Origin of the sequence: Acinetobacter chinensis, from assembly GCF_002165375.2 — a bacterium.
In the GTDB taxonomy this organism is placed as follows: Bacteria; Pseudomonadota; Gammaproteobacteria; order Pseudomonadales; family Moraxellaceae; genus Acinetobacter; species Acinetobacter chinensis.
The window spans coordinates 660,860-673,747 of sequence record NZ_CP032134.1 but is presented as its reverse complement, the minus strand read 5'-3'; the positions used below and the strand labels follow the sequence as shown (position 1 = coordinate 673,747).

General features: G+C 40.1%; 12 protein-coding genes and 1 riboswitch. Of the genes, 8 read left to right on the top strand and 4 right to left on the bottom strand.

Features of this window, described 5'->3' with window-relative positions; translation table 11 throughout:
• Positions 1 to 46: 46 nt before the first annotated feature.
• Complete coding sequence (locus CDG60_RS03980) at positions 47 to 502, bottom strand: GNAT family N-acetyltransferase (RefSeq protein WP_227542921.1); 456 nt, start codon at positions 500 to 502, stop codon at positions 47 to 49.
• A gap of 65 nt (positions 503 to 567) precedes the next feature.
• Positions 568 to 783, top strand: a riboswitch (cobalamin riboswitch).
• Positions 784 to 807: 24 nt separating this feature from the next.
• Between CDG60_RS03980 and CDG60_RS03975 the strand changes: the two genes are divergently transcribed.
• The 6 genes from CDG60_RS03975 (at position 808) to CDG60_RS03950 (ending at position 7,921) form a co-directional block, all read left to right on the top strand.
• On the top strand, positions 808 to 2,718 hold the full coding sequence (locus CDG60_RS03975; RefSeq protein ID WP_087513178.1) for a TonB-dependent receptor plug domain-containing protein: 1,911 nt from the start codon (positions 808 to 810) through the stop codon (positions 2,716 to 2,718).
• A 106-nt stretch (positions 2,719 to 2,824) separates the two neighbouring features.
• Positions 2,825 to 3,403 (top strand): cob(I)yrinic acid a,c-diamide adenosyltransferase, encoded by a 579-nt coding sequence (locus CDG60_RS03970; RefSeq protein ID WP_087513177.1) that lies wholly within the window; start codon positions 2,825 to 2,827, stop codon positions 3,401 to 3,403.
• 294 nt (positions 3,404 to 3,697) lie between these two features.
• Positions 3,698 to 4,420 (top strand): glycerophosphodiester phosphodiesterase, encoded by a 723-nt coding sequence (locus tag CDG60_RS03965; protein WP_087513176.1) that lies wholly within the window; start codon positions 3,698 to 3,700, stop codon positions 4,418 to 4,420.
• A gap of 300 nt (positions 4,421 to 4,720) precedes the next feature.
• Complete coding sequence (locus CDG60_RS03960; RefSeq protein WP_087513175.1) at positions 4,721 to 5,884, top strand: acyl-CoA desaturase; 1,164 nt, start codon at positions 4,721 to 4,723, stop codon at positions 5,882 to 5,884.
• A gap of 182 nt (positions 5,885 to 6,066) precedes the next feature.
• Positions 6,067 to 6,396, top strand: a complete 330-nt coding sequence (locus CDG60_RS03955; RefSeq protein ID WP_087513174.1) for a DHCW motif cupin fold protein — start codon at positions 6,067 to 6,069, stop codon at positions 6,394 to 6,396.
• Between the two features lie 82 nt (positions 6,397 to 6,478).
• Positions 6,479 to 7,921, top strand: coding sequence for a protein adenylyltransferase SelO (locus CDG60_RS03950; protein ID WP_087513173.1), 1,443 nt, complete (start codon positions 6,479 to 6,481; stop codon positions 7,919 to 7,921).
• A 58-nt stretch (positions 7,922 to 7,979) separates the two neighbouring features.
• On the opposite strand, the gene CDG60_RS03945 is transcribed toward CDG60_RS03950, so the two are convergent.
• Positions 7,980 to 8,987 (bottom strand): hypothetical protein, encoded by a 1,008-nt coding sequence (locus CDG60_RS03945; protein WP_319922613.1) that lies wholly within the window; start codon positions 8,985 to 8,987, stop codon positions 7,980 to 7,982.
• Between the two features lie 115 nt (positions 8,988 to 9,102).
• Entirely contained in the window at positions 9,103 to 10,509 is a 1,407-nt protein-coding gene (locus CDG60_RS03940; RefSeq protein WP_087513171.1) for a hypothetical protein, read from the bottom strand.
• A gap of 513 nt (positions 10,510 to 11,022) precedes the next feature.
• Here CDG60_RS03940 and CDG60_RS03935 point away from each other — a divergent pair.
• Positions 11,023 to 11,649 (top strand): L,D-transpeptidase family protein, encoded by a 627-nt coding sequence (locus CDG60_RS03935; protein WP_087513170.1) that lies wholly within the window; start codon positions 11,023 to 11,025, stop codon positions 11,647 to 11,649.
• Between the two features lie 36 nt (positions 11,650 to 11,685).
• A complete protein-coding gene (locus tag CDG60_RS03930) occupies positions 11,686 to 12,063 on the top strand; it encodes an MmcQ/YjbR family DNA-binding protein (protein WP_087513169.1) in 378 nt (125 codons plus the stop codon).
• A gap of 127 nt (positions 12,064 to 12,190) precedes the next feature.
• On the opposite strand, the gene CDG60_RS03925 is transcribed toward CDG60_RS03930, so the two are convergent.
• Positions 12,191 to 12,877 (bottom strand): response regulator, encoded by a 687-nt coding sequence (locus tag CDG60_RS03925; protein ID WP_087513168.1) that lies wholly within the window; start codon positions 12,875 to 12,877, stop codon positions 12,191 to 12,193.
• Positions 12,878 to 12,888: the final 11 nt, after the last annotated feature.

Sequence of the window (12,888 nt, the reverse complement as noted above, 5' to 3'; positions counted from 1 at the left end):
TCAATATTGAAGGCGAATCATTGTAATGCAATTTAATCAAAAGTGCTTAAACCTGTTTATGTAAATAAATAAAATCTAGTTCAGCATGAATTTTTTCAGTTTTAAACTTCTGATAACCAAGCTTTTCATAGAGCTTTATATTCTGAATGCTTTTTTGGCCTGTAAATAACTCATAACGCAGGCATTCAGATTCCTGTTCTATTTTCATCAACAACTGACTCCCAATTCCCCGTTTCTGAAAATCAGGATGAACGATTAAGCGACCAATATGTAAAGTGCCTTGATCCACACGCCCTCTTACTGAACCAACAATTTCATCATTCAACTTTGCGACAAGAATCTGATGATTTTCAAACTCAAGCTCCAATTGATGCAATGTTTGCAGTAAAGGTGGAATATTCCAGTCCTGATATAATTCAGCTTCACGCTGATAAGCAATTTTTTGTAATTCTAAAATCTGTTGAGCTTCATCAAACTCAGCATCCTGAATTGTGATCGCCATTTTTACTCCTGAAGTCAGTTCAATTCATTTTTTATACGTTGTTTAAACGATCATCAGACTCTATACTCCGCACAAATGCAACGAGTCATAGCTTTGGCTTAGGGAAACTGGTGAAATTCCAGCACTGCCCCCGCAACGGTAACAATGAAATTCTGTTCAGTTTAAATTGAAAAATTTACACCACTGCAATCTTTTTGTGGGAAGGTGGAACAGTGAATCCAGCTTTTACAGACTGTATTCTATATTGAAGTCCGGATACCTGCTTGTTGTGCCCTTCAACTCAATCATTCACGGGGAGTGAATGTATGGAGCATATCATGTCTGCTTTTTCTAAACCTAAGGCTTTTAAACCTACTGCACTTGTAGGTGCTGTCGCTGTTGCAATGGGGTTCTCTTCTTCAGTTTTTGCTGAAACCACCGCGACTGAACAGAAAATAGCTGTTTCACCACTTGAGACGATTGTTGTTACTGCAACTCGTTCTGAAGAAAAGATTGAAAATGTGCCTGCACTTATTTCAGTTATAGACAAAAAAACCATCGAACAGAATCCTGCTGTAAATCTGTCAGATTTAATTCAACGCGATCCTTCTGTTTTTGTAAAACAAAGTGGTGGTCTGGGGCAGATCACTGAAATTTCTATCCGTGGTACCAGACCTAACCATACCCTGGTATTAAAAGACGGTGCCCATTTAAACAGTCAGAATCATATTTCTGCTTTATACCCATCCTTTATTGATACTACAGATATTGGACAGATTGAAATTCTGAAAGGTCCTGCATCAGTTCAGTATGGTACAGATGCAATCGGTGGCGTTATTCAGATGAAAACAGCGACACCTGTAAAAAATGGCGGTTTCATTACAGGTATATATGGCGAAAACAACACATATAAAGCAATTGCTGGCGCAGATTTAGTTCAGGATAATTTTTATGCACAAATTCGTGGTCAACGCCTGGAAAGCGATGGGACACGTATTCTGGATAATCAAAGTAAAGATCAAAAAGCCAGTTATGATCAAAAAGGTTATAGTGCAAAAGTTGGTTATGACAACAAAAAAGACTTCAAAGCTGATTTAGCAATCAGCCAGAATGAAGGCTTAAGTCAATACTATAACTATATGACCGATAAAAATGATGCTGAACGTATTTTTGAAAACCGTCTGATCAACTCAAATATTCAGTACGGCATCACTGAAGACTTAACTCTATCAGCACGTTATTCAAATTTTATTGATAAACAGCAGGTAAAAGACAACAATCCGAATCACTTTGATACTGAAAATAATGAAGGTGATCTTAATTTAAAATGGAATGTTAATACTGAAAACAGTCTTTTAATTGGTGCAACGTACCTTGAGTCAGATTTCAAAAGTAACGATATAAAAAATAAAAAACAAAGCATTGATTCTGTTGGGTATTATGTTCAGCACCAATATCAGACGGAAAAACTGAATACCCAGTTGGGTGTCAGAACTGAAGATAATGAAATGTTCGGCACACATACGGTTGGTCAGGGTGCTGTTCGTTATCAGCTATTACCTGATACAAGTATTTATGCCAATATCGGTACAGCTTTTAAGGCACCTTCTCTGACAGAACTGTATTACTTCACTGAAGGAACATATGGAAACACTTATGGTAATCCAGATCTAAAACCTGAAGAAAGTATTTCTTATGAAATTGGTTTAAATCAGAACATTGGACAACACTTAACAGCATTTTTATCTGCATACCAGACTGAAGTAAAAAATCTGATCAGTTATAAGTATGGTTCACCGAATTCAACTTATATCAATATTGATAAAGCTGAAATCAAAGGTGGAGAACTTGGTTTTAAATGGAAAAAAGATGATTTGTTTTTAACCACAGAATATGCTTATGCTGACTCTGTAAACAAAAAAACTGATCTCAAAATTGCTTATAGACCAAAACAGACTTTGACATTCACCACAGGACTTGAAAATGCAACTTATGGGATCAGTACTTCCCTGATCGCACGTTCAGATATTTATGCTGATGGTGCCAACAAGGTCAAAGCACCTGGTTATGCCACAGTTGATCTGAATATGTACTGGAATATCAATCCTAATGTGAAAGTATTCAGCAATATTATCAACATGGGTGATGTCAATTACAGAACAGCCGATAATTTTGGTAATGGCTGGTACGTTGATGGCGGTCGTGAAGCTTCTGTAGGTATTACTTTTAAATACTAAAAGATTCAATATTTAAATACACGAAACTTTAAGGATAATGTCATAACTATGGCATTATCCTTTTTAATTTCTCAAGACCATTTTCTCATTTCAAAGGGACAACAACATGGGACACCGTTTAAGTAAAATCTATACCCGTACTGGTGATGCAGGTACAACCGGACTCGGCGATGGCTCCCGCGTTGCAAAAGATGATCTGCGTATAGCCGCCTTAGGTGATGTGGATGAGCTCAACTCTGCTGTCGGTATTCTGCGTGCTCAGATCACTGCAAGCAACATTACAGACAAAGCTTCATGGGATAAATCCCTGAGCCTGATCCAGCACTGGTTATTTGATCTGGGCGGTGAAGTCTGTATTCCAGGCTATCACATGCTTCAGCCTGTCTGTATTAATTTTCTGGAAAAAGAAATTGATCAGATGAACGAAGCACTGCCAATGCTGAAAGAATTTATTCTACCCGCCGGCACATTATCCTGCAGTTATGCTCACCAGGCACGTTCAGTCTGTCGTCGTGCAGAACGCAGTTTAATGACCGTACACACCCGTGATCAGAATATTCAGCCTTTAGCATTGCAGTTACTGAACCGCCTTTCTGACTGGCTGTTTGTCGCTTCCCGTACCTTACAGCGCGCAGAAGGTGGCAGCGAAGTGCTTTGGCAAAAAAATATCAATGAAACGATTTGATTCAAACTGTACAGAACGATTCTTTTTCAGTTCTGTACACTGCATTTAAATCCTTGATCAACACCATTCACAACCTGACCGAAATTTAATAAATAAAGTTTCTGCGATACATTGAATAGATTGATATTATTAAACAGGTTTTGTGAATGGTGATGTTTTGGTTACTTTTTAAAAAGTAACACCAATGAGCTCCAGTCATTAAGATGAGTGAACGATAAGACTCCCTGATGTAGCAAATCATCACAACGTCCATAAAATTACAGAATAGGTAGCGTTTAAAATATAGGCAACACTATGAGAATCATCGGACATCGTGGCGCACGTGGCGAAGCCCCAGAAAACACATTGGGTGGTTTCCAGCATATCCATGACTTAGGTATCCGTGCAGTCGAATTTGATGTCCGTCAGCTCAAAGATGGTGAACTGATCATCATGCACGATGACAATTTTCTCAGAACCACGGGCATAGATCAGAAACTGTATGATCTGAAAAGTACAGAACTGGAACCTTACAACCAGGCAAATATCTGGATGGACTGGGAAAAACAGATTACTCCCACTTTAAGCCAGAGTCTGAACATCATGCAGGACTTCGAGCATATTGAAGTTGAAGTCAAAGCGGTTGAAACAGACGAACAGGCTGAAAAGTTAATCATCGAATTGCAGAAACAGCTGAAAGGCTTTGAACAGACAGCCATCATCACCAGTTTTGATTTAAAAATTCATCAGGCTCTGCTTCAACAGAACAGTCACTTTAAACACGGCTTACTCATTGAAGATGACATTAAGGAAAAAGCCATAGAACAGGCACTGGCATTAAACTGCTGTCAGATTGGATGGATGAATCAGCTTGCAACAGATGCTTTAATCAAGGCAACACAGAATGCAGATCTGGCGATCAGCATCTGGACAGTCAATGACACTGAGCGGGCAAAATATTTACGTGACCAAGGCGTTCAGGGACTCATCACCGATTTTCCAGAACTGATGCAGAAAGCCCTGAACCAGACCCAGTAAACATGGAGAAATGAGACAGGTGTCAACAAGCTTAACCAGCTGAAATATAAACCAATAAACAACCCGTTTAACCTCATAAAAAGACTCGACCATTGTCGGGCTTGTGGTCGTTTATTTTTTTCGATTAAATCCACAAAATTCATGTTTTATTCTGTTACTGTTTTATACAATACACATGTACACTAATATGGTGAACACCTGTTCGCCCATGCTACTATCTGAAACTGTATAGCCTGAAAAAATAAAGAAGCTATGCGTTCAATTTTACCTGTTTAAAGGTTCTTAGGAGTGCTGTTGGAGATGAATGCTCCCTTGCCAAAAGCCCCAATTAACTGGATCGGTGTATTTGCACTGGTCTTTCTTCCTGTTGTTGCAGTGATTGCAATTCCTTTGTATGCCTGGCATCACGATTTCAGTGCCGCAGCATGGGTCAGCTTATTTGTTTTACTCGGTTTAAGCAGTTTAGGTATTACTGCGGGCTATCATCGCCTGTGGGCACACCGTGCCTATGAAGCGACATTACCGCTACAGATTATTCTGATGATTATGGGTACTTTTGCAGTACAGAACAGCATCCTGTTCTGGGCTTCAGGTCACCGTACCCATCACCGTCATGTTGATGATGTGGATCAGGATCCGTATTCAATCAACAATGGCTTCTGGTATGCTCATATTGGATGGATGCTGCGTAACTACCCTGCATCTGAGCCTAATTATAAAAACGCACCAGATCTACTCGATAACAAACTGGTCATGTTCCAGGACAAATACTACATTCCTCTTGTGATTGCCGTTCATGCAGGTATTTTATTACCGATTGGCTGGGCTGTAGGCGACATGTGGGGTGTATTGCTGTTGGGTGGTCTATTACGCCTGATCTTCAGCCATCACGTGACTTTCTTTATTAACTCGCTGTGCCATATGTGGGGCAAACGTCCTTATACAGATGAAAATACAGCACGTGATAACTTTGTCCTTGCAATTGCAACCTGGGGCGAGGGTTATCATAACTATCACCATATTTTCCAGTACGACTACCGTAACGGCGTGAAATGGTGGCAGTATGACCCAACCAAATGGCTCATCTGGAGCTGTTCAAAAGTTGGTCTGGCAAAAAATCTACGCCGCATTCCAAGCTTCAACATTAAAAAAGCTGAACTGGCAATGCGTTTCAAATACGCACAGCAGGACTTAGCCGTTTATGGTCATGACGTAAATGCAGATATTGCAGCAATGAAACAGAAAGTTGCTCAGGAATATGAAGCATTTACCAACACATTGAACGACTGGGCTGCGCTGAAGGAAGAAGAACTTCAGGCCAAGAAAGCTTCTGTTGCTGAAAAACTGCATCAGATGGATGCAAAGTTAAAAGTGGATTTCCAGCTGGTTGAACAGAAACTTGCATTCCACCGTGAACGCCTGGAAACACTCATGCGTGGCATTAAAAAGAATGTTGTTTCTTAATCAGAACTGAATAAATTGAAAAGCTCCAGAATGGGGCTTTTCTTTTACCACTCAAAAATCTTCTCCCCTTTTGAAAGATGAATATCCGCCCAATAGATTCCAGGTCTGTAAAGGAGAAGTTTTCCATTGAAAGCATCCTTTCCTCTTACAGAATAAAATTTACATCAATCAGAGAATAAAAAATGAACCTGAACAACATCCCATTTGGTACTACCAACTGGACAGAAATTCCTACAACCCGTCATGAAGGTGAGCAAGGCTATGCACTCTGGCGCACCCAACAGTTTGATCATATCCGTGTCAGAATGGTGGAATATTCTGCAGGTTATCTCTCCGACCATTGGTGCTCTAAAGGACATATCCTGTTATGTCTGGAAGGTGAATTACACACCGAACTGGAAGATGGCAGAACATTTACCCTCACAGCAGGAATGAGCTATCAGGTTGCAGATCATGCCGAAGCACATCGCTCATCCACGGCCACGGGGGCAAAATTATTTATCGTTGATTAAGCCGACTGAAACAGTAGGTATTCATCCCCATAGCCTGTAAAACTTTGCTATAGTTTCAGCACAGCCATTCTGATGTTCTGCTATGAAATTCACTCCACGCTACCCTTCACTGAACCCAAAACTCTATCATGAGCAAATGCCTGCCCCCCTCAAAGGTGCAAAAGCAGGACACTTCAATGAAGCACTGGCAGAGGAGTTACAGTGGAGCGAACAGGACAAAGCTGAATGGGTCGAAATCTGTAGCGGACAGAAAACCTTTGCTGAATTTCATCCACTTGCCATGGTTTATGCAGGACACCAGTTCGGTCAATGGGCAGGACAGCTGGGTGACGGACGTGGCTTACTGATTGCTCAGATTCTGAATAAAAACAACCAGACCATTGATCTGCATTTAAAAGGTGCAGGCTCAACGCCCTACTCGCGTATGGGCGATGGTCGTGCCGTTCTACGCTCTGTGATTCGTGAGTATCTCGCAGGACATGCCTTAAATGCTTTAGGAGTACCATCAAGTAATTCAGTCGGTTTCACTACATCTGAGCAAGGAGTACAGCGTGAGAAGCTTGAACCTGGTGCAATGATGCTCCGTACTTCAGACTGCCATATCCGCCTGGGTCATTTTGAATGGATCAATCAGTATCAGCCTGAATTACTCAAAGAATTTACTCAGAAATGTATTGAATGGCACTATCCAGAATGCCTTGAAGCTGAAAATCCAGTTTTAGCCTTTGCCACCAGAGTCATTCAGAACACAGCTGTGATGATTGCCAGATGGCAACTAGTTGGCTTTGCACATGGCGTGATGAATACAGACAACTTAAATATTACAGGTTCAACTTTAGACTTTGGACCATACGGCTTTATGGAGCGTTTCCGCCCCAACTGGATCAACAACCACAGTGATTACAACGGTCGTTATACCTATCAGAACCAGCCAAGTATTGCACACTGGAATTTATGGAACTGGTTGAACAACTTAATTCCATTGGCTACACCTGAAAATAAAGAACAGTTCAAACAGGAACTTGCTGACTGTCTGGAATATTTCGAACCGACTTTCCTTGAAAATTATACGCATGGTCTTTGCCAGAAAATGGGCTTACCGGCATTTCATAAAGACAGTTTTGAGTGTGGTATGGCATTTCTAAGAATCATGCAATCAGAACAGCTGGATTATACGAACAGTTTTATCCGCTTACAGAACAAACAGTATGAAGCCATTAAAGATGATTGTTTAGACCGTCGTCAGTTTGAAAGTTTTCTGACCCAGTATGAAAACATCCGTGAAAATCAGGACACTGATACGCTGGATGCTGAAATGCTGCATGCCAATCCCCTTTATATTTTGCGTAATCACATGGCACAAAAAGCAATTGAGCAGGCTGAACGAGGTGATTTTTCAGAAGTTGAACGACTGTTTACATTACTCAACCAGCCGTTTACCAAGCAACCTGATGTGGAACGGGCTGAAGATCTGGCACCATTGGCAAGTGATGTACCCGAAGTAATGGTGAGCTGTTCTTCTTAAAAATAAAGCGGAGTCTATACTCCGCTTTATTTAATGGAAATTACATTCAAATTTTGAATTACCAAAAATATTGTGCATATAAATATGTACTGAAACGATGTGCATCGTTGGTCGCTAAATCATCAGTGAGATACTTCAAACCAAAATTTTTATGTTGTACAGACAAACCTAAAGAGTTCGTTTGTGGCTCTATATGCACGCCATATTTAAATGACGCATACTGCCAGAAAGCATTCATCTGGACCAAAGTAAGATACTGAGTTGAAAAACCCGTTAAACTTAAACTCCATGGTTGATCATCCCGTGAATACATCATTTCAGAACTGATTTTATACGGTAATTTCTGGGTATATTGCTGGGTCTTACTTAATTGCCCAGCCAGATCCATACGTGGGCGACTGTTCTGATCATAACGAACACTATATTTTGTAAAAGGTGCGTTGTCCCAATATAAATAACTGAAAATATCTTCCGCTTGTACAGTAATATCCCAGTTTTTACCCAGCTTAGCCTTTATACCCAGATCCAGGGCATAACCATAACCTCTATTGGTTCGACCATCCCAACCGAGCTCATCTTCTTTCAATGCCGGTTCATCATAACTATAGTTTAAATGACCATTTAACCATTTAACCCGATCCATCAGTTCAGGCATGTTGCCAGTTTGACCCTGGGCTTGAAATACACCATCGACATAATGCCGACCAATCAATGCTGTTAATCCTGTCACTATTTTCCAGTCAGGGTTTATATTCCAGTCATAGCCAAATCGGGCACCCACAGTGTCAACATGTTGTGCTTCCAGTTCCAAAGCATAATCTGAATTTGCATCAATCAACTGATCATTTTTAATTTGATAATACAGCTTTGCCATATCTTCACTGAAGCGTAGCTGATAGTCATACGACCAGACCCATCCCATCGTCCAGTGATCCTGCTGGGTTTCGAGTTTCATTTTTCCAGAAGCAAAAGCATTCCTGCCTTTTTCCAGACGTGGCGTATCCCAGTCATTCAAAAAGGCATGTACCGAAACAGGATCACTGTATAATTCGGCATTCAGTGACAATCTGGCTGACTGTTCAGCAAAGCTGAATGAGGGTAAACATATTAGAAATATCAGATTTTTATTCATTAAATATAAAAGAAGACAGCACATACTGTCTTCTTCTCACTCATTTAAATTAAGGTGTAATGTAAACAAAAGTATTATCAGTAAACTTAACAGCGTATTGACCAGAAGAGGTTTTGGTTATTGTTCCATAACTTGTCGTACCCACTTTCACATCAGCCTGTTTGAAATTTTTAATATCCTTAATTTGCACAAAAGCACCATTATTATGCTTAATCAAACTATCAACAACGGGTTCTTCAACAGTAATATCGAGTGATTCAAAGGCAATCTCCAGAGCATTTTTATCAACAGCGACTGCTACGTTTGCTATCCCTTTTAAATACTCAGCACGTTTCGCTGTAACATTGATGCTGAATGGTGTCGGAGCAGCATTGGCACCTTTCAGTTTACCTGATAATTTCACGGCCAGATCCGCATTGATAAAGTTCAGTGAAGTTTCGCCTTTACTGATATCAATCACTTTGGATAAGTCATTATTTAATTTAATGCTCGCATCGAGATCCAGCACTTCCTGCAGATATGCAACCTGACCTTTTAATGTCAACTGATATGGAATAAGTTGTTCACTGGTCAATTGACCATTACTGAATTTAACTGCTTTAGCATCAAAAGAGACTTCACTTAACGTTGCTTTCACATCTCCACTTTCAAATATGAGGCCTTTTAAGACTAAAGAGGCCTGCGTTGGCTCTGTCTCCTGATTTTCCAGCGTAGCCACTACCGGATGTACCAATTTAGCCGTACTATCTGCAGTAAAGCTAAATTTAGCTTTTTTATTTACTGCATTAGTAACTTCGATCGAGCCACCATTTGCAATTTTAAAATTATAAGTACTCTGGCTTGCAACAAAAGGAGCTTCAATAAGCAAATTAGTCACATTGACCTTTGCCTGGTTGGCATAAACAAAATTATTTTTATCTGTATACCAGTCAGGATTTCCCCAGTCCCAGGAATTAGGTTCTTTAAATGCATCCCAGTAAGCAACATCAGCAGAACCAGTAACTTTTACAGAATCAGCACTCACCTGGATCTGTAATGTATTATTTTTCAGGTCATATCCAAGTGGATAATCATTATTAATGGCATCATTTTTTAATAATAACTCCAGTTCAGCCCCATTATATTGTTTCGTCTGCCCCTTTGAATCTTCCTGTGCCAGCTCTGCTAAAGTGAGAATAATGTCTGCACCACGGCTTAAATCTGAAGCTGTATTGTTAATAACTTCAACAGGTGTCTTATAGTTGTCCGCAATGTCCTGGAAACCATCGTAATATGAAATAATTGCTTTTGTTGTTTCAATTAATTGCTTCGCTTTATCAAGATCTGATGCTGGCGTAGTAACACTTCCACCATCTGAACCACTACCATTTGAACTATCATTTGATGATCCTCCCCCGCCACACGCCACTAAAGCCGAGCTACACATCAACACAAGCAATGTTTTTTTAAATAACATGAGATACCCTTTTTTTATAAATGAATTAAGAATAATTTTTTTGTAAATATAAAGCCTTATTAAAATATCTTGCAATTTTCATATTTTCAATAAAATTCAGATTGAATTTATAAAAACATTCCAGTAAAAAATATTTAAAAATCAATACAAATACGTGAAATATAAAATAAATCTAAATGATAATCCAATATGCATATTACTCATTACACAATGAAACACTATTCATAAATACGACATATCAATAAATTCCAGGTTTAAGCCACATCTGTTTAAGCCTGAATAAAAAATAATTCTGAACAGTTCTAAAATTTCAAAGCATTCGATTTAAACAATCAGGCAAATATAAAGAGTAAAATTACTGCCCGATCAAACTTACCCACAATTTCTGTGGATAACTATGTGCCTATGCACAGGATAAGTTCACAGTCACAAATCAGCTACAGCTTTTCGTATTATTCTGCATAAAATTTAGTCATTACATTGTTTTAGAAGAAATTCGAATACATACCATACATGAATAAGAAAACTGTTTTATGCCTTTTAGGCCTGTGTGTGCTGATCACGGGACTAAGCTATGCCTGGTCAAAATACGAAAAATATATTCCCACCGATTCGGTTTTAAATTTTTCCAGCAGACCATCAGACAAACTGCATGTTCAGCATTTTACTGCTGCTGAAATTCAGCAGATCCGTACATCCACACCCATCACCCAGGTGAAAGTCTATAAAAGCGACCGATTAGTCCGACTGATACACCGCAATCAGGTCATACAGACCTACCCCATGCGACTGGGCTTTAACCCCGTTGGGCATAAAGTTCAAGAAGGTGATGGAAAAACGCCAGAGGGACGCTACCTGCTGGACTGGCGGAATCCGAACAGTGCTTTCTACAAATCCCTGCACGTATCCTATCCCAATGCGCAGGATAAAAAGACCGCACAGGGGCTTGGCGTTTCACCAGGTGGGGATATCATGATTCATGGCTCAGCAACAACGGCTCAGGTGAAAAAACTGCCAGGTCTGATGAATTACATGCCCAAAAATGACTGGACCTGGGGCTGTATTGCTGTCAGTAATATAGATATGGACGAAATCTGGCAACTGGTGGATGATGGAACTCCCATCGAGATTTATAAATAATTTCGATCTGTACAGATTTAAATACTGAGATCATTTATGCAGGGAAAAGAAATTCAGCAATATGCGCTCCAGATTGCTACGGGTACTGCGCTGGCAGAACTGTGCTATCCCTTTGGAGATGATATTCCTGTGGTTAAAATCATGGGCAAGGTCTTTCTGCTGACATCCAGTAAAGATGGAGAGATTTTTGTCAATTTAAAAGTCACGCCTGAACATGGTGATATGTTACGTGATATCTATTCTTCCATTCATACCGGTTATCACATGAATAAACGGCACTGGATTTCGATATATTCAGGTGATCAAATCAGTAAAGAACTGATCGAAGATCTGGTGCTGAACTCTTATGCACTGGTCGTACAGACCTTAACCAAAGCTCAGAAACAGACCCTGGCTATTCATTCAAGTCTTTAAAAATGACAGAAACTCTTTTCGGCTGTCGTTTTAATCAGCATCTGATTTGAAGTTATACCCAGTTACCCACAAAAACTGTGGATAAACTTGTGTTTATCCACATAACTATCGCTTTTATGCAGAAAATTTAATCTTCTGGATATTCAAAGCGATAGCCTACTCCATAAACAGCCTGAATCCATTCATGACGGTTTCCAGTTTCAGCTGCATCTGAAATTTTACGACGTAAGTTTTTGATATGACTGTCAATAACGCGGTCAGCGACATCAAAACTGTCCGGGTTGATATGGTCTAAAAGTTGTGCACGTGAATAGACCTGCCCTACATGATCAAGGAACAGTTCCAGCAGGCGGAATTCAGTTGGTGTTAAATTCAGCGACTTTTGTTGATACCAAATACGCTGTTGTGCTTTATCCATGCGGAACAGCGTATTTTCTTCAGGTTCAGCTTTACGCTCAAGACGACGCAGTACAGCCTGTACCCGTGCCACAAGTTCTTTCGGACTGAATGGTTTACAGACGTAGTCATCTGCTCCCATGTTCAACCCCAGCACACGGTCAATTTCTTCAGTACGGGCTGTCACCATAATAATCGGCAGATCGGACTGCTCACGTACTTTACGGCAGATGGTCAGACCATCCATACGGGGCACCATTAGATCCAGTACCATCAGACTGGGTTTACGCTGTAAAAAGCTGTCATAGGCTTCCTGACCGTCATGAAACATACTGACTTCCAGTCCAGCAGCTTCCAGATAATCCCGCACCAGTTCTGCAAGTTCCACTTCATCTTCAACCAGCATGATATGTTTCATTGTTTCATTAC